The sequence below is a fragment of the Bradyrhizobium sp. 44 genome (assembly GCF_023073095.1).
In the GTDB taxonomy this organism is placed as follows: domain Bacteria; phylum Pseudomonadota; class Alphaproteobacteria; order Rhizobiales; family Xanthobacteraceae; genus Bradyrhizobium.
Genome location: NZ_JADPIY010000014.1, coordinates 107928 through 128787, shown reverse-complemented (window position 1 = coordinate 128787; position 20860 = coordinate 107928). Strand labels below are relative to the sequence as shown.

Below are 20860 nucleotides of genomic sequence, written 5' to 3'. Positions count from 1 at the left end.
GTGCCTACGTTGTGCGTTGCGCCGAGAAGGCGCCCGGGTGTCGAATGATCGTCATGTGCTCACGCTGATTCGAGAGTGGCGCTAAGGAACGGTCCGGTCGCTGCTTTCGTTCAATTGTGTAGCGGAACTCACGCGGAGAGGGATCATGTACAACGATTCTCTATTCAACGCTTTCGCTAAGTCGTTCGAGGCGAGAAGCCAACACGACATGTCGATGGCGGAATATCTGGAATCGTGTCGAAGCGATCCCATGAAATACGCGAACGCGGCCGAACGACTGCTAGCAGCGATCGGTGAGCCCCAGACGATTGACACGGCCAAGGACCCACGCCTTGGCCGTATTTTTTTGAACCGCACGATCCGCACCTATCCCGCCTTCGCCGGCTTCTACGGCATGGAAGAAACCATCGAGCGCATCGTCGGTTTCTTCCGTCATGCGGCGCAGGGCCTCGAAGAGCGCAAGCAGATCCTGTATCTGCTCGGTCCGGTCGGCGGCGGCAAGTCCTCGCTCGCCGAGCGGCTCAAGTCGCTGATGGAAGTGCACCCGATTTACGTGCTCAAGGCCGGCGACGAGCTCTCGCCCGTGTTCGAAAGCCCGCTCAGCCTGTTCGATCCGGATCAGCTCGGCCCGATGCTGGAAGAGAAATACGGCATTCCGCGCCGCCGTCTCACCGGCCTGATGAGCCCGTGGTGCTACAAGCGGCTGGAAGCCTTTGGCGGCGACATTTCCCAGTTTCGGGTCGCAAAGATCCAGCCGTCGCGGCTGCGCCAGATCGGCATCGCCAAGACCGAGCCGGGTGACGAGAACAACCAGGACATCTCCTCGCTGGTCGGCAAGGTCGACATCCGCAAGCTCGAAACCTACGCGCAGAACGATCCCGACGCCTACAGCTATTCCGGCGGCCTCAACCGCGCCAACCAGGGCGTGCTCGAGTTCGTCGAGATGTTCAAGGCGCCGATCAAGATGCTGCACCCGCTGCTCACCGCGACGCAGGAAGGCAACTACATCGGCACCGAGAACATCGGCGCTATTCCGTTCACCGGCGTCATCCTCGCGCACTCCAATGAAGCCGAGTGGTCGAGCTTCAAGGCCAACAAGAACAACGAGGCCTTCATCGACCGTATCTGCGTGATCAAGGTGCCTTATTGCCTGCGGATCACGGAAGAGCAGAAGATCTACGAGAAGCTGATCCAGGGATCCGAGCTCGCGGCCGCGCCTTGCGCGCCCGCGACGCTGGAGACGCTGGCGCGGTTCTCGGTGATGTCTCGGCTGCGGAAGCACGAAAATTCCACGACCTACGCCAAGATGAGGGTTTACGACGGCGAGAGCCTGAAGGAGACCGATCCGAAGGCGCGCAGCGTCCAGGAATATCGCGATGCCGCCGGCGTCGACGAGGGCATGGACGGTGTCTCCACCCGCTTTGCCTTCAAGATCCTGGCTGCGACCTTCAACCACGATCCGCAGGAAGTCGCCGCCGACGCCGTGCATCTGATGTACGCGCTGGAGCAATCGATCAAGCGCGAGCAGCTGCCCGAGGAAGTCGAGAAGCGCTACCTCGAATTCATCAAGGCGGACCTTGCACCGCGTTATGCCGAGTTCATCGGAAACGAGATCCAGAAGGCTTATCTCGAATCCTACTCGGATTACGGCCAGAACCTGTTCGACCGCTATGTCGATTACGCCGATGCCTGGATCGAGGACCAGGATTTCAAGGACGCCGACACCGGCCAGCTGCTTGATCGCGAACTCTTGAACCAGGAGCTGACCAAGATCGAGAAGCCGGCGGGCATCGCCAACCCGAAGGATTTCCGCAACGAGGTGGTCAAATTCTCGTTACGGTCGCGCGCCCAGAACGGTGGCAAGAATCCGACCTGGATCTCCTACGAGAAGATTCGCGATGTGATCGAAAAGCGGATATTCTCCCAGGTCGAGGACCTGCTTCCGGTCATCTCCTTCGGGTCGAAGAAGGACGGCGAGACGGAGAAGAAGCACGGCGAGTTCGTCGCACGCATGGTGGAGCGCGGCTACACCGAGCGTCAGGTTCGCCGGCTCGTCGAATGGTACATGCGCGTGAAGCAGGCCGGTTGAGGCGGATGGTAAAGTGCCGATTCACATTATTGACAGGCGCCTGAATCCAGGCGGCAAGAGTCTCGAGAACCGGCAGCGGTTCTTGCGTCGGGCCAAATCCCTGGTGCAGGGCGCCGTCAAGAAGACCTCGCAGGAACGCGACATCAAGGACGTCCTGGAGGGTGGCGAGGTCACGATTCCGCTCGACGGCATGCACGAGCCGCGTTTCCGCCGCGACGGCGGAACGCGCGACATGGTGTTGCCGGGCAACAAGAAGTTCATCGAGGGCGACTATCTCCAGCGCTCCGGCCACGGCAGCGCCAAGGATTCCGGTCCGGGCGAAGGCGACAGCGAGGACGCCTTCCGCTTCGTGCTCAGCCGCGACGAATTCGTCGATCTCTTCCTCGATGATCTCGAACTTCCCGATCTGGCCAAGCGCAAGATCGCGCAGACCGAGAGCGAGGGCATCCAGCGCGCCGGCTACACCACGTCGGGCTCGCCATCCAACATCTCGGTGAGCCGGACGGTTCGGCGCGCAATGGCGCGCCGTATCGCGCTCAAGCGTCCCAGCAAGGAGGAGATCGAAGAGCTGGAAGCCGCCATCGCCGCTTGCGCGGATGAGGACGAGCGTCTGGTGCTGATGGCCCAGCTCGAAAAACTGAAGGCGAAGTCAAAGCGCATTCCCTTCATCGATCCGCTCGACATCCGCTACCGCCGCTTCGAGACGGTGCCCAAGCCCGTTGCCCAGGCCGTGATGTTCTGCCTGATGGACGTGTCGGGCTCGATGTCCGAGCACATGAAGGATCTCGCCAAGCGCTTCTACATGCTGCTCTACGTCTTCCTGAAGCGTCGCTACAAGCATGTCGACATCGTCTTCATCCGCCACACCGATCGCGCCGAGGAGGTGGACGAGCAGACCTTCTTCTACGGCCCGGCTTCCGGCGGTACGCTGGTCTCCAGCGCGCTGCAGGCCATGCACGAGATCGTGCGCGAACGCTTCAGCCCGTCGGACTGGAATATCTACGCCGCGCAAGCCTCCGACGGCGACAATTCCTATTCCGACGGCGAGCTCGCGGGCATGCTGCTGACCGACAAGATCCTGCCGGTCTGCCAGTTCTTCGCCTATCTCGAGGTCGGCGAGTCCGGCGGCAGCGCCTTCGATCTGTCCGACTCCTCGCTCTGGACCCTCTACGAGCGCCTGCGCAACAGCGGCGCACCGCTCTCGATGCGCAAGGTCAGCGAGCGCAGCGAGATTTTTCCGGTGTTCCACGACCTGTTTCAGCGCCGCGACACTGCCCAGGAGAAAGCCGCTCCATGACGGAACGCTTGTTCGAAGGCGCCGATTGGGATTTTCACACCTTGCAGCGCATCACGGATGCCTGCGAGGAGGTGGCGACGAAAGATCTCGGGCTCGACGTCTATCCGAACCAGATCGAGGTCATCACCGCCGAACAGATGCTGGATGCCTATTCGTCGGTCGGCATGCCGCTGTTCTACAAGCATTGGTCATTCGGAAAGCAGTTCGCCTATCACGAGGCCTCATACCGCAAGGGCCTGATGGGGCTCGCTTATGAGATCGTGATCAACTCCTCGCCCTGCATCTCCTATCTGATGGAGGAGAACACGGCGACGATGCAGACGCTGGTCATTGCGCACGCCGCTTTTGGCCACAACCACTTCTTCAAGAACAATTACCTGTTCAAGCAGTGGACCGACGCCGACGGCATTCTGGACTATCTCGACTTCGCCAAGAAGTATGTGATGAGCTGCGAGGATCGCTACGGCCGCACCGAAGTCGAGCGCACGCTGGACGCCGCACATGCGCTGATGTCGCATGGGATCGACCGCTATCCCGGCAAGAAGAAGCTCGATCTCCGCGCCGAAGAGAAGCGGGCAGGGCGCCGCCGCCAGCACGAGGAGGAGGTCTTCAACGACCTCTGGCGCACCGTGCCGGCGGGAAAGAGCAAGACCCGGTCCGCGCTCAGCATCGAACGGCGCCGCAAGCTGCTCGGCCTGCCGCAGGAGAACCTGCTCTACTTCCTGGAGAAAAGCGCGCCGCGGCTGGCGCCCTGGCAGCGCGAGCTGTTGCGCATCGTCCGCCACATCGCGCAATATTTCTATCCGCAGAGCCAGACCAAGGTGATGAACGAGGGGACGGCGACCTACGTCCACTATCGCATCATGACCAAGCTGCATCAGCAGGGCCGCATCAGCGACGGCAATTTCCTCGAATTCCTGCAGTCGCACACCAACGTCGTGTTCCAGCCCGAATTCGACGACCAGCGCTTCTCCGGCTTCAACCCCTATGCGCTCGGCTTCGCCATGATGCAGGACATCGAGCGCATCGTGACGCGGCCGGAAGACGAGGATCGCGAGTGGTTCCCGGACATCGCCGGCAAGAACGATGTGATGGGCGTGCTGCGCGACGTCTGGGCCAACTACCGCGATGAAAGCTTCATCGCCCAGTTCCTGAGCCCGAAGCTGATGCGGCACCTTCGCATGTTCCACCTGCATGACGATCCCGAGGAACGCGCCGGCATCCGGGTCGACGCCATTCACGACGAGCGCGGCTTCCGCCGCGTCCGGCGCGAGCTGGCACGGCAGCACGATGTCGGCTACATCGACGCGAATATCGAGGTGGTCGACGTCGATCTCTCCGGCGACCGGCGGCTGATCCTGCATCACCATGTCATCAAGGGCGCGCAGCTCAACGAGACCGACGCCAAGCGCGTGCTCCAGCATCTGGCCGATCTCTGGACCTACGATGTCGCGCTGATCGAGGTCGACGCCAACGACAAGGTGCTGCGCGAATATGTCGTAAGCCCGCGCCCGATCTCGGCGGTGGCCTGACGCTGCTGACTATGCGGAGCAATACGGCGAGATGCGCGTTGATGTGCCCTCGCCCTTGTGGGAGAGGGCGGCGACGCCGGGAGACACAAGCTCACGGCGGTGAGGGGTATCTCTCCACACTTCCCGTGTCGATAGAGACCCCTCATCCGGCGCTTCGCGCCACCTTCTCCCACAAGGGGAGAAGGAAAGCGTTCGTGGCTCCACAACAACGGTTCTATGCGGAACGTTTCGCCGGCTTCTTCTTGGCTTTCGACGCATTCAGCTCCACCGCCGCGCGGATCAGCGCCTTCAACGCCCTCTCGTTGATCTTTTCGCCTTCGCGAATATCGATCGCGCGGCGCACGTTGCCGTCGAGGCTCGAGTTGAACAGGCCCGCGGGATCCTCCAGCGCCGCGCCCTTGGCAAACGTCATCTTCACCACGGCCTTGTAGGTCTCGCCGGTGCAGATGATGCCGTCGTGCTCCCAGACGGGAACGCCGCGCCACTTCCATTCCTCGACGACATCAGGGTCGGCGTCCTTGATCAGGCCGCGGATTCGCCCGAGCATCTCGCCGCGCCAGTCGCCGAGTTCCTTGATCCTGCCGTCGATCATCCTGGATGGCGAGGCGCCATCCGTCTTCGTCGTGCTGCTGTTTTTCGCGGTCACGGCCTTCTTCATGTTCACGCCTCTTGTCGGGCGCCGCGGCGGCGGCCGAGATATGGCAGCGCGAACATATAGAGCCCGGTCGCAAGCAATGGGATCAATGGGACGAAGGCGAGCAAGCCGATCCACGTCGCCTGGACTTGCAGCGTCAGGGCGACGATGTTGGCGATGACGGCAAGCGTGAAAGCGATCGACAGCCAGCGATGGATCTGCCGAATCCACATATTTCCGGTCAATGAAACCTCCTCTTGAGATGATCGAATGAAGGCCGGCGGCCGACCTAATCTGCCCGCGCCAGCAGCTCGTCCAGCTTGGCGAAAAACTGCTTCCAGCCGGCATGCGCGCCGCCAAAAGCCTGCTTCTGCGTTGGGCTGAAGCCCGCTTGCTCGACGCGCAGATGCGTGCCTGCGCCGGTCGGGGTCAGTGTGAAGGTCACGACGCTCTTGAGATCGAACGCCGCGTCGTCATGCGAGAAATTCCAGGTGTAGGCGAGCGTCTTCTGCGGCTCGATGGTGAGGACCTCGCAGTCCAACACGCCGCCCCACTCGCCGCGAAGGTTGAAGCGGTGGCCCACGTTCGGCTTGAAGTCGTTCTTCATCAGCCATTCCTCGATCAGATGTGGCTGCGTCAGCGCGCGCCAGATCCGCTCTGCCGGAAAGGCAAATTCGCGCTCGATGACGACAGATCGGGTTTCGGCCGCGGATTCGTTCATTGGTCCATCCTCTTCAGGAGATCGTCGAGCGCGTCGAGCCGGTTCTGCCAGAACCCGGCCATCTGGCTGGTCCAGTCGATCAGCGGATTGAGCGCGCCGGGCTGGGCGCTGTAATGCGTCTGCCGCCCTTGATGCCGGTCGCGCACGAGGCCGGCCTGCTTCAGCGCACCGAGATGTTTTGAGACCGCCGGCTGGGACACGCCCGACAGTGCCGTCAGGGCCCCGACCGTCTGTTCGCCCTCGCGGCACAGTCGCTCGAAGATCGCCCGACGGGTGGGGTCGGCGAGCGTTCTGAACAGAAGATCGTGGGCGGCGGCGGGCATATAATCCATAACCTGTAAGTTATGGATGTATTCATAACCGTGGAGTTATGGATAAGTCAAGAGCGTTGCGAGCGTGTGGTCCTCGCTCGCGCAACCCGCTCCGCCGTCATTGCGAGGAGCCCTTGCGACGAAGCAATCCAGTCTGCCTCAGTGGAGGGACTGGATTGTTTCGCTGCGCTCGAATGACGGACAATGTAGCGGCGCCTCCCGCGCCCTACGGCCGCAGATAAAGATAGCCCTGCGACTGGAGCTCGGCCAAACGGACCACGCCGCCCTTCTCCGCGCTGACGAAGCCCGGCAAGAGATCCGTGAGCGTGACGTTCTGCGCCTTCATCGTGTTGCCGCAGGCGGCAAGCTCGACGCCATCCTTGGAGAAATCGCCGACGCGCTTGCTGATGTCAGGGTTGGCCTGCGCCCAGTGAAACGCCTTCAGCGCCGGTCCGTGGATCACCAGCGCGATCGTCACATGCTCGGGGCCGCCCACGCCGTCGATGTGGTTCTGGATGTTGCCGAGCACGAAATTGACTTTCTCGGCATCGCTCAAATGATAGACCACCTTCAGCTTGTTGCCCGTGCCGGCTTCGGTCGCGGCCTTCGCGCTGGAGGCGCCAAGCGCCGCGCCCAGGCCTGAGATGGCGCTCCACAACATGTTCCGGCGGTTCATGACGATCTCCCTCGATTGCGCCGGACACATATCATTTGTGGCGGAGCGCGGCGAGTTCCTTGCGGTCGGTCACGAGCGAGGCGCATTCCTTGTTGTCCGTTCGATCTAGGCGGAAAATCCCGTCATCGGCCCCGGCGACCAGCGATTGCTCGGCATCCTCATCCGGCTTGTTGTTCTGCCAGACCCTGACCCGCGCCAGCCGCACGATCGCCGATTTGTCGTCCTTCGAGAGCGCGACGCCGATGCCGCCGCCCTCGCAGTCGACGCCGCAACCGAGGCGGATCTCGGTGCCGTCCTTGGTAAACACGGCGTGATGACAGGAGCCGCTGGAGTCGAAATCGCCGGAGCGGTGACGATATCTGAATCCGAGGCGGAAGGAGTTGTGGAGCTGCTTGTCCTCCGTGTCCAATTCCGCCGAGATCAGCAGCTTCATCGAGGCGACCTTCTGCTTCGGATGGTGCGCCAGATGCTCGGCATCGTAGCGCCGCACGAAGCAGGCATAGGCCTTGTTGCCGGGTGCACCGACATACATGCGCGCGTTGAAGGTCTCGACTTCGGCCTTGCTGGCCTCACGGATATCGTCGGCCTCCTCGGCGTGGGCCGCGCCGGCAAACGCGGCGAGGAAGACGGCAGCAACGAGAAAAAACTTCATGATGGCCTCGCGTGCAGCAACTGAGCTGTACGCTGTAGACGCCGCCCAGGTACGACGCGTTCAACGTTCGCAATCTGACGTGATCTTCGCAGGAGGGAGCGAGGTGAAGTTCCACGCCGGGCATTAGTCTTCGGTGGGGTCACGAAGGTTCATTCGAGCTGACGCCTTCGCCTTTCGGAACTCGACGCCGACGATTGCTCCGACGTTGCCCGATTTCATCGATGTGATAGCCTTCACAGACGATCGCCTCTCGCAGTCGTAGGCTGGGGTCTGCCTTGTAGTTTGTGGAGTCCCCCCGCAATGGGCGAAATTCGCAACTTCAGATCCGGGAATGACGAGCCGCCCACACACGGCCCTATGCCTCGTCGTCTCGCGGCCATCATTGTCGGTGACATCGCTTCCTACAGCCGCCTGATGCAGGCCGACGAGGAGGGCACGCACGTCCGCGTCAAGCGGATCGAGCGGGATCTCATCCAGCCCAGCATCGTCGAGCACCACGGAAGTCTGGTGAAGACGACGGGCGATGGCTTCATCGCGATCTTCGACAGTCCGGTCGAGGCCGTGCGATGCAGCATCGTCATCCAGCAAAATCTCATCGGCCGCAACGCTTCGCTTCCGAAGGAGACCCGGATCGAGTACCGGATTGGCGTCAATCTCGGTGACGTCATCGTGGAGCCTGATGACGTCTACGGCGATGGCGTCAACATCGCGACGCGCATCGAGGGCATCGCAGAGCCAGGCCAGGTCTTTATCTCCGGCGCGATCTACGAGCAGATAAAGCACAAGGTCGTGTGCGGTTACGAGTCGCTCGGGGACCGCAAAGTCAAGAACATCACCGATCCCGTGCGCGTCTATAAAGTGCTGCCGGATGCAGACGCGGTCGGCAGGACGCGCGGGCGGCGCGAGAATGCTCTGATCTTTCTCCTGGGAATCACGCTGTCGGTGATGGCCGCCGGCGTGCTGTGGTATCTGCTGGCTCAGACGCCGGGCAGGGTGGGCGAGCAGGCCGCCGTCACTACCGTTTCTCCTGCCACTTCTCCGGCCGCATCGCCGAGCCCGCAGCCTCCGCCGCGCGAAGCGGCGCCGCAGACGCCGCAGCCGTCTCCCTCCGCGGCTTCGTCATCTCCATCGCCCGCTCCGGCGCCAATTCAATCGACGAGTCAATCGGCAAGTCAATCGCCAATTCCCGTCCGCGAACCCGAGATGGTCGCCATTCGCGGCGGCAGCTTTGCGGTGGGAAGCAACGACGACCCGACCGAGCGTCCTGTCCATCAGGTGACGGTCAAGCCGTTCTCGATCGGAAAATATCCGGTGACCGTGCAGGAATGGAACGAGTGCGCCGCTGCAAAGGCGTGCGGCTTCACGGCGATCGGCAAGGACGATGCGCCTGTCAGCAATGTGAGCTGGACCGACGCGCAGCAATATGCGGCCTATCTCGCTCAGGCGACGAAGAAGACTTATCGGCTTCCGAGTGAAGCCGAATGGGAATATGCCGCGCGGGGCGGAACGCAGACCAAATATTGGTGGGGCGACAAGCTGCAGCCGGGCATGGCCGGCTGCAAGGATTGCGGTGATCTCGCGGCCGAGCAGCCCGCGAAGGTCGGCAGCTTCAGGCCGAATCCGTTCGGGCTCCACGACATGGGCGGCGGTGTCGATCAGTGGGTCGAGGACTGCTGGCACAAGACCTATCAGGGCGCGCCCGGCGACGCCTCGGCATGGAGCAGCGGGGACTGCAGCGCTCATGTCCTGCGCTCGGGCTCCTGGAAGAACGATTCGAGATATGTGCGGCCGTCCAACCGCGACGGCTACGACACCAATGTTCGTTATCCCACGCACGGATTCCGCGTGGCGCTCAGCCCCTAAATGGTGGAGTTGGTTTGATGCAGATATTTCGTTGCGTCGCGCTGGCGGCGGCGCTCGCATTGCTCCCGGGGGCAGCCTTTTCACAAGGCAAGGCAGCGCCCAAGGACGCCAAGCTCTATTTCATCACCCCGCATGACGGGCAGAAGGTCCGCGGCGGATTCTGGGTCCGGTTCGGCTTGCGCAACATGGGAGTGACCCACGCCGGCGACGAGTATCAGAACGCCGGCCACCATCATCTGCTGATCGACGTCAACGATCCCATCGATCCCAAGGAGCCGATCCTGCAGGACAAGTCGCATCTGCATTTCGGGGCAGGGCAGACCGAAACGCTGCTCGAGCTTCCGCCCGGAACGCACACGCTTCAACTCGTGCTGGGCGATGCCAGGCACTATCCGTTCGAGCCGCCCATCGTGTCGGAGAAAATCACCATACGCGTCCGGCAGCCGGCCGCGGCGCGATAGGCGATCACCGCAGGCTGGCGTTGAACTTGTCCAGCGCCGCCGAGCCCGGGCAGAGCGTGTTCGCTTCCAGCCTGTTGAGCGGCGTCTCAACCGTGTTGAGATGCTCGTGCAGATCTTCCGCATCAGGGTCGACGTAGAGCAGGCCGGTGACGATCTGTCCCTTGGCGGCGTGCTTTTGCAGAAAGGTCTGGGCGCCGAGCCGGTCATGCGGATCGTAGTCGGCGTCGATCTTGCGCAGCGCGATCCTGCTGCCGTCATGCTGCTCGACCATCTGCACCGTGCCTGGTGCGTAATCCACCGCGATCGGATCGCGGCCAACCAGCACGTCGAGCCGGTTCACCGCGTCATTGTGCTCGCGGACATAGTCGAAGCTCTTGGTCGAGCCGGCGTGGTTGTTGAATGCGATGCAGGGGCTGATGACGTCGATGAACGACGCGCCCTTGTGGCGGATCGCGGCCGCGATCAGCGGCACGAGCTGGGTCTTGTCGCCGGAGAACGAGCGCGCGACGAAAGTGGCCCCTAACTGCAGCGCGATCGCGACGAGGTCGATGGCGTTGTCGGTGTTGGTGACGCCCTTCTTGGACTTCGAGCCGCGGTCGGCGGTCGCCGAGAACTGGCCCTTGGTCAGGCCGTAGACGCCGTTGTTCTCGACGATATAGGTCATGTTGACGCCGCGCCGGATCGAATGCGCGAACTGGCCGAAGCCGATCGAGGCGGAATCGCCGTCGCCGGAGACGCCGAGATAGATCAAATCGCGATTGGCGAGGTTGGCGCCGGTCAGGACCGACGGCATGCGGCCGTGCACGGAGTTGAAGCCGTGCGAATTGCCGAGGAAGTAATCGGGCGTCTTGGACGAGCAGCCGATGCCCGAGATCTTGGCGACCCGGTGCGGCTCGATCGAAAGCTCATAGCAGGCCTCGATGATCGAGGCCGTGATCGAATCATGGCCGCAGCCGGCGCAGAGGGTCGAGATCTTGCCTTCGTAGTCGCGATGGGTGTAGCCGAGCTCGTTCTTCTTCAGCCCGGGATGGTGGAATTTCGGCTTTGCAATGTAGGTCATGACACGGCCTTGCGGAGCGGGGTCACCTTGAGGTGATCCTGGTGGTCGCCAATGGCTTTTGCGATGAAGCGGGCGGTGATCGGCGAGCCGTCGTAATGCACGATCGGCACCAGCCGCACCGGGTCGATGCCGTTCTCGTTGACGATCAACTGGCGCAACTGGCTGTCGCGATTCTGCTCGACGACGTAGACGAAATCGTGCTCGGCGAGGAAGCTCGCCACGCTGGAGTGAAACGGGAAGGCTCGGATGCGCAGGCGGTCGAGCTGGTGCCCGCGCGTTTCCAGCAGGCCGATCGCCTCGTCCATCGCCGGCGAGGTCGAGCCGAAATAGATCACGCCGTATTTGGTCGGCCGTTCCGCATTGGCCTGGAGCGGCCGCGGCACCATGTCCTGCGCGGACTCGAACTTGCGCATGAGCCGCTGCATGTTGTCGGCGTAGACCGAGCCTTCCTCGGAGTAACGCGCATAGCGGTCACGCGACGTGCCGCGGGTGAAATAGGACCCCTTGGTCGGATGCGTGCCGGGATAGGTGCGGTAGGGGATGCCGTCGCCGTCGACGTCGAGATAGCGGCCGAAGTCGCGGCCTTCGTCCAGCATCTCCGCGGTCATCACCTTGCCGCGGTCATATTGCTTGGAATCGTCCCACTTCAGCGGACGGCAGAGCCGGTGGTTCATGCCGATGTCGAGGTCCAGCATCAGGAAGATGGTGGTTTGGAGCCGCTCGGCGAGATCGAAGGCCGCGGCCGCGAACTCGAACGCTTCAGCGGGATCTTCGGGGAACAGCAGCACATGCTTGGTGTCGCCATGCGAAGCATAGGCGCAGGCGATGATGTCGCATTGCTGGGTGCGGGTCGGCATGCCGGTCGAGGGACCGGCGCGCTGGATGTTCATGATCACGGCCGGGATTTCGGCGAAATACGACAGGCCGATGAACTCGGTCATCAACGAGATGCCGGGGCCGGAGGTCGCGGTGAAGGCGCGCGCGCCGTTCCAGGAGGCGCCGATCACGATGCCGATCGAAGCGAGCTCGTCCTCGCCCTGCACGATGGCGTATTTGGCCTTGCCGGTCTCGGGATCGTGCCGGTACTTCTTGCAGTGGGCGGTAAAAGCCTCCGCCACCGACGAGGACGGCGTGATCGGATACCAGGCGCATACCGTGGCGCCGCCATAGACGGCGCCGAGCGCGGCCGCGCTGTTGCCCTCGATGAAGATGCGGTCGCCGACCTTGTCGGACTTCTTCACCCGCAGCCCGGTCGGGCATTTCAGATTCTGCAGCGCCCAGTCGCGGCCGAGATGCAGCGCGTGGACGTTTGAGGACAGGAGCTTCTCCTTGCCCTTGTACTGCTCGCCGATCAGCTGCTCGATCAGTTTCGGGTCCATGTCGAGTAGCGCCGAGAGCGCGCCGAGGTAGATGATGTTCTTGAACAGCTGGCGCTGGCGCGGATCGGTGTAAGTCGAGTTGGTGATCGCGGTCAGGGGGACGCCGATCACGGTGATGTCGTCGCGGAATTTCGTCGACGGCATCGGCTTGGTGGAATCGTAGAACAGATAGCCGCCGGGCTCGATGCCGGCGACGTCCTTGTCCCAGGTCTGCGGGTTCATTGCGACCATCATGTCGACGCCGCCGCGGGCGCCGAGATGGCCGTCTTCGGTCACCCGCACCTCGTACCAGGTCGGCAGGCCCTGGATGTTGGAGGGGAAAATGTTGCGCGGGCTGACCGGAACGCCATGGCGCAGGATCGCGCGCGCGAACATCTCGTTGGCGCTGGCCGAGCCCGATCCGTTGACGTTGGCGAAGCGGACGACGAAGTCGTTTACGCTGCTGATCGGCTTTTTGTCGGACATGTCGAACCCGCTTGAGTCATTTCGATCAAATATTTCTGCATGTCCCAGGCGCCGGTGGGACAACGCTCGGCGCACAGCCCGCAATGCAGGCAGACGTCCTCGTCCTTCACCATCACGCGCCCGGTCTTGAGATCAGAGGACACGTAGAGGTCCTGGTCGGGATGCAGTGACGGCGCCTTCAGGCGCTGGCGCAGATCGGTTTCCTCGCCATCCTCCGTGAAGGTGATGCAATCCATCGGACAGATGTCGACGCAGGCATCGCACTCGATGCAGAGCGATGTCGAGAACACGGTCTGGACGTCGCAGTTCAGGCAGCGATGGGCTTCGCCGAGCGCGAGCTTGACGTCGTAGCCGAGTTCGACCTCGGTGCGGATGTCCTTCAGCGCGATCACCTTGTCGCGATGCGGCACCTTGTAGCGCTTGTCGTTGGAGATGTCGTTGTCATAGCTCCATTCGTGGATGCCCATCTTCTGCGAGGAGACGTGCACCTCCGGCAATGGCCGCTCGGTGACGTCCTCGCCCGAGAGCATTTTGTGGATCGACAGCGCGGCGTCATGGCCCTGCGCCACCGCCCAGATGATGTTCTTCGGCCCGAACGCGGCGTCGCCGCCGAAGAACACTTTTGGATTGGTGGATACGAACGTCTTCGGATCGACCTTGGGCATGTGCCATTTGTCGAACTCGATGCCGCAATCCTGCTCAATCCAGGGGAAAGCGTTCTCCTGGCCGACCGCGACCAGCACGTCGTCGCATTCGATGGTCTGGTCCGGCTCGCCCGAGGGCACGAGATTGCGGCGGCCCTTGGCGTCGTATTCGGCCTTCACCTTCTGGAAGGTGATACCGGTGAGCTTGCCGTTATCGTGGACGAAAGCCGTGGGCACGAGGAAGTTGAGGATCGGGATGTCCTCGTGGAGCGCGTCTTCCTTTTCCCAGGGCGAGGCCTTCATTTCCTCGAAGCCGGAGCGCACGACGACCTTCACCTCTTCGCCGCCGAGGCGGCGCGCGGTGCGGCAGCAATCCATCGCGGTGTTGCCGCCGCCGAGCACGATGACGCGCTTGCCGATCTTGTCGGTATGGCCGAACGAGACCGAGGACAGCCAATCGATACCGATATGGACGTTGGCGGCGGCTTCCTTGCGTCCGGGAATGTCGAGCTCGCGGCCGCGCGGTGCGCCGGAGCCGACGAAAATCGCGTCGTACTTCTCCGCGAGCAGCGCCTTCATGCTCTCGATGCGGTGGCCGCCCTTGAAGTCGACCCCGAGACCCAGGATGTAGCCGGTCTCCTCGTCGATGACCGAGTCGGGCAGGCGGAATTTCGGGATCTGCGAGCGCATCATGCCGCCGGCTTGGGGATCGGCGTCGAGCACCGTGCAGTGATAGCCGAGCGGCGCGAGATCGCGCGCCACCGTCAGCGAAGCGGGACCGCCGCCGACGAAGGCAACGCGCTTGCCGTTCTTGGCCGCGGGCCGCGGCAGGCGTTGCGTGATGTCGTCCTTGAAGTCGGCGGCGACGCGCTTGAGGCGGCAGATTGCGACCGGCGTCTCCTCGACCCGTCCGCGGCGGCACGCCGGCTCGCATGGACGATCGCAGGTGCGTCCCAGAATTCCGGGAAACACGTTCGATTTCCAATTGATCATATAGGCGTCGCTGTAGCGGCCTTGGGCGATCAGTCGGATGTATTCGGGAACGGGGGTGTGCGCAGGACAGGCCCATTGGCAATCGACCACTTTGTGAAAGTAGTCGGGGGCCGCAATATCGGTCGGTTTCATTCCTACCCTGTCCGCGCAGGCTCAAAGACCCGGCGGCCTTTTCTTGAGCTTGGCGAATGCTAACGCGCGGCGATCTGGTTTCTGAATGACGTCATTGGGTTAGCTTATTAGAACCGTTCCGAAGTACAACGGCAAATTTCGCGCTTCCCCTCTTTCATGGGAGCCACGCGCACACAGCATTAACGGCCGCGCGCAGTATGTGGCGGTGCAACATGTTGCAATGCGTGCGACGGCTTAGTTGCGCGCGATGTCGCTCTTGGCGAGGTCCCACATCAGGCTGTAGGTGCCGACCGACACGGGAAGCGGGAATGGCGAGGCGGCAGGGCCGGTGAAGCGCGCGGCGATCACGGCCGAGACCGCGCCGACATGCGTGCCGTCGATCAGCACGAACCAGTCGCGCGCGCCTTCATTGCGTACTGCCGGAACATCCGCCGTTGCGCCCGACAATTCCGGCTCGCTCTCGAGCAGATGCATCGAGATGATACCGTCGTGCTTATCCGGCGCCAGCCGTTCTTGCAGTGCGTCACGCCACGCGGCTGCATTGTCCGGCGTCGGCCGCAGCCGCACGAGGCCGAGCGTCGCGCCGCGTCCGGTACCATTGCTGATCGTGATGCGGGCGACCACGCGCAGCATGTCCTTGAAATGCGCCATACTCCGCCGCGACCATTCAGTCTGGTTGGCGAGCCGCGCCCGGTAGGCGGGACTGTCGAGCACGTCGAGTGTCGCGGTCGAATACAGCGAGAGGTACTTGGGATTGGCGGCGTGCGCGACATAGCGCCGCGCCTCCAGAAAACCCTCGATCGCAACGCGCTCTTCCAGATGCTCGCGGTCGTACCAGCGATTGAAATCGGCTTCGGCAGCTGCATCGATGTTCATGGACGTCAGCAGCATGCCCTTCCCGGCGAGTGGCATTTTCTTGTTGTCCTGTTAGCGCGAGATCTTCGAGGCGATATCCGCGATCGACTTCATGACCGCGTCCCGCACGCCGGCATCATAGAGCGAATGTCCGGCTTCTTCCACGACGCGAATCTCGGAACCCGGCCACGCTTTCGCGAGCGCCTGCGATGTCTCGGGAGGGCACAACAGATCGTAGCGGCCCTGGACGATGATGCCGGGGATGCCGTCAAGCTTGCCGGCGTTCCGCAACAACTGGTTCTCCGTCATGAAGCTGTCCTGGACGAAATAATGCGCCTCCATGAACGGCGTCGCCGGCAATGTGCGCCACACGTTCAGCGACGCCAGGTCGATCCGCGTCTTTGCCGCCTTGTGCTCCGACAGGGCGCGCTCGGTGTCGTGCCAGGCGCGCGATGCGGGGCCATGCACGGCCGGATCGGCATCGAGGATGCGGCGATAATAGGCCTCCACCGGCCGCGCGCGTTCCTCGACCGGCAGCACGCTGAGGAAATCCTCGTAGAGGGCGGGGTAGAATTGCGACAGGCGCGAGGTGAAGGCAATCTCGACTTCGGCACGCGTGCCGAGAAACGTCGCGCGGAGCGCAATCCCGGAGACGCGCGCGGGATGCGCTTGCGCATAAGCCAGCGCCAGCGTCGCGCCCCAGGAGCCGCCGACCACCATCCAGCGCGCGACCCCGAATTTCTCGCGGATCTGCTCCATGTCCGCGATCAGATGCTGCGTGGTGTTGTGTGCGCGCGATCCCTTCGGCCGGCTGCGGCCGCAGCCGCGCTGGTCGAACAGCACGGCATGGAAACGGTCGGGATCAAAGAGGCGGCGATGATCGGGTTGGCAGCCGCTGCCGGGGCCGCCATGCAGATAGACCGCGGGGATTCCGTCGGCGCGGCCGACGCTCTCGACATAGAGCTCGTGGCCGTCGCCGACGTCGAGCATTTCGGAGGTCAGCGGCGCAAAGGGATCGGCGCGCTTGACTGAGCTGGCCGCGTCGGCGTCAGGCATCATTCCCGGATTCCAGAGTGCCCCCGGCGAAATTGCGATAGACGAAGCGGTTGGTTTCGCCCTCGGCCTCGCGCTCGGCCTGCTTGAAGATGGTCTCGTGCAGCGGCGACAGCGCACAGGCAGGATCGGTGTTGGCGGCGTCACCGGTCAGCGCAAAGGCCTGGCAGCGGCAGCCGCCGAAATCGATCTCGCGGAATTCGCAACTCTTGCACGGCTCCTTCATCCAGCCGGTGCCGCGATAGCGGTTGAAGGCCTCCGAGTTCTGCCAGATCCAGGCGATCGAATGGTTGGAGCGCACCGATTCAAAGTCGAGCCCGGTGATGCTCTCGGCGGCGTGGCAGGGCAGCACCTTGCCGGCCGGCGAAATGTTGAAGAACTGCCGGCCCCAGCCGCCCATGCACTTCTTCGGCCGCAGCGCGTAATAATCGGGCACGACATAGTCGATCGTCAGCCGGCCCTTCAGCCGCTCGCGCGCTTCTTCGACGATGCGGGTGCACTCGTCGAGCTGCGCCACCGTCGGCATCAAGGCGGCGCGGTTCTTCAGCGCCCAGCCGTAATATTGGACGTTGGCGACCTCGAGCCGGTCGGCGTCGAGATCGACCGACATCTGGATGATATCAGGCAGCTGATGCAGGTTCTGCCGGTGCATCACCGCATTCACGGTGAGCGGCAAATCGAGCTCGCGCGTCCATTTTGCGACTTCGAGCTTCTTGCGGTGCCCGTTTTTGTAACCGCCGACGCGATCGGCGAGGGCTTCTTCAACGCCCTGGAAGCTGATCTGGACATGGCAGAGCCCGGCATCGGCAAGCTCGCTCAGCCGCTCGCGCGACAGCAGCACCGCCGAGGTGATGAGGTTGGTGTAGAGGCCGACATCGCTGGCGTGCTTGACCAGTTCCACGAGGTCTTTGCGCGCCGTCGGCTCGCCGCCGGAGAAATGCACCTGGAGCACGCCGATCTCGGCGAGCTCGCTCAATACCTTCTTCCATTCCTCGGTGGTCAGCTCCTTGCCCGAGCGGTCGAGCTCGACCGGGTTGGAGCAATAGGGGCATTGCAGCGGGCAGCGATGGGTGATCTCGAGCAGCACGGCGAGCGGAATGCCGAACGTCTCTGCCGTCGAGCGGCTCTTCTCCAGCACCGCGAGGCTGTCGCTGGCGTCGGGCGGGATGGTGGGATTGCCGAGCACATCGCTCATGACGTCTTCTCCCGGGCCTCCGTGAGAAAGCCCTTGTCGGCGAGATCCTGCAGCATGACGATGACGTCGGCCAGGATCGCCTCGCGCGGCGCGGCGTATTTTGCGGCGAGCTGGTCGGAAACCTCGCCGACATTGCGCTCGCCGTCGCAGAGCTGCAAGACCTCGACCGCGATCTCGTCCGGCGCCAGCACGCGTTCGGGCGCCAGGATCACCCAGACTTTTCGCGTTTCGTCATATTTCAGCTTGGCGTGCCTCGGCAGAACCGGCCGGCTGGTCTCGCTGACGCTGATGTTGCGCGGCCCGGCCATTGTTCCTCAACTCGCTTTTTGGTGTTCTTGGGGCACGAACGCGCCCGGCGGAATGTGGCCCTCGACATAGGCGTGTTGGAGCGCGTCGAGCTGCACCCATAGCACGTTGGTCTTGAAGATCAGCGCGTTGCAGACCGACGCGCGTTGCTCGGGCGTAGTGGCATGCGCCTTGACATAGTCGAGCGCAAAGCCGGCGTCGCGCGGCGCCTGCGCCAGCCGGCGCTTGAAGTAGCTCATGATGTCAGGATTGACGAAGTCGTAGTGCTCCAGCATGCCGGAGATGCGCTCTTCGTGCAGGTTCGGCGCGAACAATTCGGTGAGCGAGGAGGCGATCGCCTCCAGCGGCGACTTCTCGCGGCAATAGTGCACATAGGCTTCCACCGCAAAACGCGTCGCAGGCAGGATGCCTTCAGTCGATTCCACGTAAGCCGTGTCCAGCCCGAGGCCGTCGGTCAGCTTCAGCCAGCGCTCGATACCGCCTTCGGAGCCGATATCGCCGTCATGATCCTCGATGCGGTGGCGCCATTCCACGCGCGTGGCGCGGTCGCGGAAGCGCGAGATCACCACCGCGTCCTTGATCGGGATGGTGCTCTGGTAATAGTAGCGGTTCAGCGCCCAGGCCTGGACCTGGCCCTTGTTCAGCTTGCCGCCGTGCAGCATCTTATGGAACGGATGCAGGCTGTGATAGCGCGTCGCCCCGATATGGCGCAGCGCCGCCTCCAGCTCCTCGGCGCTCGTGAGCCTGATGTCCTTGCCGACCGAGAGCGCGGTCATTCCACTCAGTGAGGCGGCATTCACAGCACGATCTCCGTTCCGTCAGCGGGTATCTGCCAGCCCGCCGCTTCAGCGGCCTTGCGCTCGGGGGAAGCGGGCAGCAGCGCCGGGTTCGAGTTATTGATATGCAGAAATATCTTCCTGTCGAGTGCGAGGTCGGCGAGCCGCGCGATGGCGCCGTGGTCGCCGGACATCGCGACGTGGCCCATGCTCTTGCCGGTCTTGTGGCTAAGCCCAGCCTTGATCATCTCATCGTCCTGCCAAACCGTGCCGTCGAAGAACACCAGCGCGGCGCCGTCGATCTCGGCCTTGAGTGCGTCGGTGACCTCGGCGCAGGCAGCGATGAAGTAGAAGCATTTGCCGGTCGATTTATCGGTGATCTTCAGCCCCAGCGTATCTCCCTCGCCGCTGTCGCCGCCCGGATGCGCCTTGCCTTCCAGGTACCAGGCCGATTTGCCCGAGACCGCGAAGGGCAGCACCTCGATGCCTGAGCGCGCCCCGTCCGGCAGCCGCGGCTCGAACGGTTCGTTGATGTCGACTGGCTGGCGCGGCACGTTCTTCTCGTTCAGCACGTTGAAGATGCTGTTGGCCTTCAGGATCGCCAGCACCTTCTCATGCGCATAGACCGTGAAGGGCGAGCCCTCGCGCATCGACAGCAGACCTGCCACCGCGTCCACTTCACTGTTGGTCAGGATCACGCCTGCGATCGGCGTATGGCGCAGCGCGCCTGCCTTCGGATGCAGCTGTGGCGTGGCATTCAGTTGCTGGCGGAGGTCGGGGGAGGCGTTGATCAAGAACCAATGCTCGCCGTCGCCACTGAAGGCGACCGAGGCTTGGGTCCGTTGCAGCTCTTGGCCGTTTTCACGGGCCGTCCGGCAGCCCTCGCAGCCGCAATTCCATTGCGGAACTCCGCCGCCGGCTGCGGCGCCCAGGACGACGACGCGAAGCATGATCCGTCTCCTGGAAGCAATGTCGCGAGGTGGACCTCACGCAAACACAAATCCTGTCTTCCGGACATGCATCGTGACCGAAAGATCCACCTGCGCAGAACGCGAATTCACCAACCGCTTACTTGCGGGTGGCGCTCACATACATGTTGATTTCCATGCCACAGGGCACTTCGACGATCTTGGGGGCTTTCCAGGCCATTTCGGCTCTCCATTTTCGAGATTTCGGACGTATCCGCCCGGGGCTAAGTTACTGCGAGCACAAAAGTTCGCCAGTGAAATTTTCCCGAACAAGGGCATATTGCGCCGCGAGAAAAGCGCGGGGAACAGTACTTTGTGGTGATGCGGCCCTGCGCTTGGCGCATTCGGTCGCGAACCCTGTCCTGATAAAGCAGTTGTGAGTGCAGTGCAGCTTTCAATCCGGTACAGGCGACCCAACTGGAACTTCGTGATGCCCAGATATTTCTTCAACACCCGTATCGGCGACGAACTGATCGTGGATCCCGAGGGAGAGGATTTGCGCAATCCCGATCGTGCCTGGGAGGTCGCCCGCCAGATGATTCTGGAGGTGCTGAGATCGGAAGGCACCCAGCCGGCCCTGCTTGAGGCTGTCATCGAGGTCACCGACCGCGAAGGCGAGATCGTGCTCGAATTCCCCTTCACCGAGGCACTCCTGGACATCCCGGACCAGTCCGCGACGCGGCATTAGCCTCCGACGCTTTCTCCCCGTTATTGCGAGGAGCCCTTGCGACGAAGCAATCCAGACTGCTTCTGCGGAGGCAGTCTGGATTGCTTCGCTTCGCTTGCAATGACGGAGAA

At 62.9% G+C, this 20860-nt stretch carries 22 protein-coding genes; 6 read left to right on the top strand and 16 right to left on the bottom strand.

The annotated features are described in order from the left end of the window. Positions 1-145 precede the first annotated feature (145 nt). Genes IVB41_RS11460 through IVB41_RS11450 form a run of 3 tightly spaced genes read left to right on the top strand, consistent with a single transcriptional unit; the run spans position 146 to position 4918 of the window. The gene (locus IVB41_RS11460) at positions 146-2089 is read left to right on the top strand and encodes a PrkA family serine protein kinase (protein WP_007595704.1); all 1944 of its coding nucleotides are present in this window, start codon (positions 146-148) and stop codon (positions 2087-2089) included. A 19-nt stretch (positions 2090-2108) separates the two neighbouring features. Further along, positions 2109-3386: a YeaH/YhbH family protein gene (locus tag IVB41_RS11455; protein WP_247432826.1), complete on the top strand. Its 1278-nt coding sequence runs from the start codon at positions 2109-2111 to the stop codon at positions 3384-3386. Then, positions 3383-4918, top strand: coding sequence for a SpoVR family protein (locus IVB41_RS11450; protein WP_247401472.1), 1536 nt, complete (start codon positions 3383-3385; stop codon positions 4916-4918). Before IVB41_RS11455 ends, IVB41_RS11450 begins: the two co-directional genes overlap by 4 nt. Positions 4919-5132: 214 nt before the next feature. On the opposite strand, the gene IVB41_RS11445 is transcribed toward IVB41_RS11450, so the two are convergent. The 6 genes from IVB41_RS11445 to IVB41_RS11420 all read right to left on the bottom strand — a co-directional run bounded on the left by IVB41_RS11445 (position 5133) and on the right by IVB41_RS11420 (position 7912). Continuing rightward, positions 5133-5576, bottom strand: a complete 444-nt coding sequence (locus IVB41_RS11445; RefSeq protein ID WP_247431066.1) for a DUF1801 domain-containing protein — start codon at positions 5574-5576, stop codon at positions 5133-5135. A 2-nt stretch (positions 5577-5578) separates the two neighbouring features. Then, positions 5579-5797, bottom strand: coding sequence for a hypothetical protein (locus IVB41_RS11440; RefSeq protein WP_027570573.1), 219 nt, complete (start codon positions 5795-5797; stop codon positions 5579-5581). Positions 5798-5841: 44 nt separating this feature from the next. Beyond that, positions 5842-6273, bottom strand: a complete 432-nt coding sequence (locus tag IVB41_RS11435; RefSeq protein ID WP_247358468.1) for an SRPBCC domain-containing protein — start codon at positions 6271-6273, stop codon at positions 5842-5844. Next, on the bottom strand, positions 6270-6596 hold the full coding sequence (locus IVB41_RS11430; protein WP_007595691.1) for a helix-turn-helix transcriptional regulator: 327 nt from the start codon (positions 6594-6596) through the stop codon (positions 6270-6272). Before IVB41_RS11430 ends, IVB41_RS11435 begins: the two co-directional genes overlap by 4 nt. Before the next feature lie 214 nt (positions 6597-6810). After that, positions 6811-7260 carry a DsrE family protein gene (locus IVB41_RS11425; protein WP_247431062.1) on the bottom strand — a complete coding sequence of 150 codons (450 nt, stop codon included), beginning with the start codon at positions 7258-7260 and terminating at the stop codon, positions 6811-6813. A 31-nt stretch (positions 7261-7291) separates the two neighbouring features. Then, positions 7292-7912 carry a hypothetical protein gene (locus IVB41_RS11420; RefSeq protein ID WP_247287858.1) on the bottom strand — a complete coding sequence of 207 codons (621 nt, stop codon included), beginning with the start codon at positions 7910-7912 and terminating at the stop codon, positions 7292-7294. Positions 7913-8212: 300 nt separating this feature from the next. On the opposite strand from IVB41_RS11420, the gene IVB41_RS11415 reads away from it, so the two are divergent. Then, a complete protein-coding gene (locus tag IVB41_RS11415; RefSeq protein ID WP_247431058.1) occupies positions 8213-9775 on the top strand; it encodes an SUMF1/EgtB/PvdO family nonheme iron enzyme in 1563 nt (520 codons plus the stop codon). A gap of 17 nt (positions 9776-9792) precedes the next feature. Next, positions 9793-10236, top strand: coding sequence for a DUF4399 domain-containing protein (locus IVB41_RS11410; RefSeq protein WP_247287860.1), 444 nt, complete (start codon positions 9793-9795; stop codon positions 10234-10236). 4 nt (positions 10237-10240) lie between these two features. Here the strand turns inward: IVB41_RS11410 and IVB41_RS11405 are convergent, their stop codons facing one another. The 10 genes from IVB41_RS11405 to pqqA form a co-directional block, all read right to left on the bottom strand. Continuing rightward, positions 10241-11296 carry a 2-oxoacid:ferredoxin oxidoreductase subunit beta gene (locus tag IVB41_RS11405; RefSeq protein WP_247431055.1) on the bottom strand — a complete coding sequence of 352 codons (1056 nt, stop codon included), beginning with the start codon at positions 11294-11296 and terminating at the stop codon, positions 10241-10243. Continuing rightward, a complete protein-coding gene (locus IVB41_RS11400; RefSeq protein ID WP_027570579.1) occupies positions 11293-13140 on the bottom strand; it encodes a 2-oxoacid:acceptor oxidoreductase subunit alpha in 1848 nt (615 codons plus the stop codon). Before IVB41_RS11400 ends, IVB41_RS11405 begins: the two co-directional genes overlap by 4 nt. Further along, positions 13110-14909 carry an FAD-dependent oxidoreductase gene (locus IVB41_RS11395; RefSeq protein ID WP_247431050.1) on the bottom strand — a complete coding sequence of 600 codons (1800 nt, stop codon included), beginning with the start codon at positions 14907-14909 and terminating at the stop codon, positions 13110-13112. The genes IVB41_RS11400 and IVB41_RS11395 overlap by 31 nt, the downstream gene beginning before the upstream one ends. Positions 14910-15143: 234 nt before the next feature. After that, positions 15144-15821: a DUF4286 family protein gene (locus IVB41_RS11390; RefSeq protein ID WP_247431048.1), complete on the bottom strand. Its 678-nt coding sequence runs from the start codon at positions 15819-15821 to the stop codon at positions 15144-15146. Between the two features lie 15 nt (positions 15822-15836). Further along, entirely contained in the window at positions 15837-16823 is a 987-nt protein-coding gene (pip, locus tag IVB41_RS11385; protein WP_247431045.1) for a prolyl aminopeptidase, read from the bottom strand. After that, positions 16813-18012 carry a pyrroloquinoline quinone biosynthesis protein PqqE gene (gene pqqE, locus IVB41_RS11380; RefSeq protein ID WP_247431042.1) on the bottom strand — a complete coding sequence of 400 codons (1200 nt, stop codon included), beginning with the start codon at positions 18010-18012 and terminating at the stop codon, positions 16813-16815. The genes pip and pqqE overlap by 11 nt, the downstream gene beginning before the upstream one ends. After that, on the bottom strand, positions 18009-18320 hold the full coding sequence (gene pqqD / locus IVB41_RS11375; RefSeq protein ID WP_027519755.1) for a pyrroloquinoline quinone biosynthesis peptide chaperone PqqD: 312 nt from the start codon (positions 18318-18320) through the stop codon (positions 18009-18011). Before pqqD ends, pqqE begins: the two co-directional genes overlap by 4 nt. A 6-nt stretch (positions 18321-18326) precedes the next feature. Continuing rightward, complete coding sequence (gene pqqC, locus IVB41_RS11370; protein WP_249800176.1) at positions 18327-19094, bottom strand: pyrroloquinoline-quinone synthase PqqC; 768 nt, start codon at positions 19092-19094, stop codon at positions 18327-18329. A 20-nt stretch (positions 19095-19114) separates the two neighbouring features. Further along, on the bottom strand, positions 19115-20044 hold the full coding sequence (gene pqqB, locus IVB41_RS11365; RefSeq protein WP_247431039.1) for a pyrroloquinoline quinone biosynthesis protein PqqB: 930 nt from the start codon (positions 20042-20044) through the stop codon (positions 19115-19117). 118 nt (positions 20045-20162) lie between these two features. After that, a complete protein-coding gene (pqqA, locus tag IVB41_RS11360) occupies positions 20163-20243 on the bottom strand; it encodes a pyrroloquinoline quinone precursor peptide PqqA (protein ID WP_007595659.1) in 81 nt (26 codons plus the stop codon). Between the two features lie 249 nt (positions 20244-20492). Here pqqA and IVB41_RS11355 point away from each other — a divergent pair, with 249 nt between their 5' ends. Continuing rightward, entirely contained in the window at positions 20493-20750 is a 258-nt protein-coding gene (locus IVB41_RS11355) for a DUF6894 family protein (protein ID WP_007613759.1), read from the top strand. Positions 20751-20860 lie beyond the last annotated feature (110 nt).

Excerpts from the sequence above, each read along its gene's own strand:
- IVB41_RS11425 (WP_247431062.1), bottom strand. The coding sequence starts at position 7,260 with ATGAACCGCCGGAACATGTTGTGGAGCGCCATCTCAGGCCTGGGCGCG.
- IVB41_RS11390 (WP_247431048.1), bottom strand. The coding sequence starts at position 15,821 with ATGCCACTCGCCGGGAAGGGCATGCTGCTGACGTCCATGAACATCGAT.
- pqqD (WP_027519755.1), bottom strand. The coding sequence starts at position 18,320 with ATGGCCGGGCCGCGCAACATCAGCGTCAGCGAGACCAGCCGGCCGGTT.
- IVB41_RS11445 (WP_247431066.1), bottom strand. The coding sequence starts at position 5,576 with ATGAAGAAGGCCGTGACCGCGAAAAACAGCAGCACGACGAAGACGGAT.
- pqqB (WP_247431039.1), bottom strand. The coding sequence starts at position 20,044 with ATGCTTCGCGTCGTCGTCCTGGGCGCCGCAGCCGGCGGCGGAGTTCCG.
- IVB41_RS11430 (WP_007595691.1), bottom strand. The coding sequence starts at position 6,596 with ATGCCCGCCGCCGCCCACGATCTTCTGTTCAGAACGCTCGCCGACCCC.
- IVB41_RS11400 (WP_027570579.1), bottom strand. The coding sequence starts at position 13,140 with ATGTCCGACAAAAAGCCGATCAGCAGCGTAAACGACTTCGTCGTCCGC.
- IVB41_RS11415 (WP_247431058.1), top strand. The coding sequence starts at position 8,213 with ATGGGCGAAATTCGCAACTTCAGATCCGGGAATGACGAGCCGCCCACA.
- pip (WP_247431045.1), bottom strand. The coding sequence starts at position 16,823 with ATGATGCCTGACGCCGACGCGGCCAGCTCAGTCAAGCGCGCCGATCCC.
- pqqE (WP_247431042.1), bottom strand. The coding sequence starts at position 18,012 with ATGAGCGATGTGCTCGGCAATCCCACCATCCCGCCCGACGCCAGCGAC.
- IVB41_RS11435 (WP_247358468.1), bottom strand. The coding sequence starts at position 6,273 with ATGAACGAATCCGCGGCCGAAACCCGATCTGTCGTCATCGAGCGCGAA.
- IVB41_RS11460 (WP_007595704.1), top strand. The coding sequence starts at position 146 with ATGTACAACGATTCTCTATTCAACGCTTTCGCTAAGTCGTTCGAGGCG.
- pqqC (WP_249800176.1), bottom strand. The coding sequence starts at position 19,094 with ATGACCGCGCTCTCGGTCGGCAAGGACATCAGGCTCACGAGCGCCGAG.
- IVB41_RS11450 (WP_247401472.1), top strand. The coding sequence starts at position 3,383 with ATGACGGAACGCTTGTTCGAAGGCGCCGATTGGGATTTTCACACCTTG.
- IVB41_RS11420 (WP_247287858.1), bottom strand. The coding sequence starts at position 7,912 with ATGAAGTTTTTTCTCGTTGCTGCCGTCTTCCTCGCCGCGTTTGCCGGC.
- IVB41_RS11410 (WP_247287860.1), top strand. The coding sequence starts at position 9,793 with ATGCAGATATTTCGTTGCGTCGCGCTGGCGGCGGCGCTCGCATTGCTC.
- IVB41_RS11355 (WP_007613759.1), top strand. The coding sequence starts at position 20,493 with ATGCCCAGATATTTCTTCAACACCCGTATCGGCGACGAACTGATCGTG.
- IVB41_RS11395 (WP_247431050.1), bottom strand. The coding sequence starts at position 14,909 with ATGAAACCGACCGATATTGCGGCCCCCGACTACTTTCACAAAGTGGTC.
- pqqA (WP_007595659.1), bottom strand. The coding sequence starts at position 20,243 with ATGGCCTGGAAAGCCCCCAAGATCGTCGAAGTGCCCTGTGGCATGGAA.
- IVB41_RS11405 (WP_247431055.1), bottom strand. The coding sequence starts at position 11,296 with ATGACCTACATTGCAAAGCCGAAATTCCACCATCCCGGGCTGAAGAAG.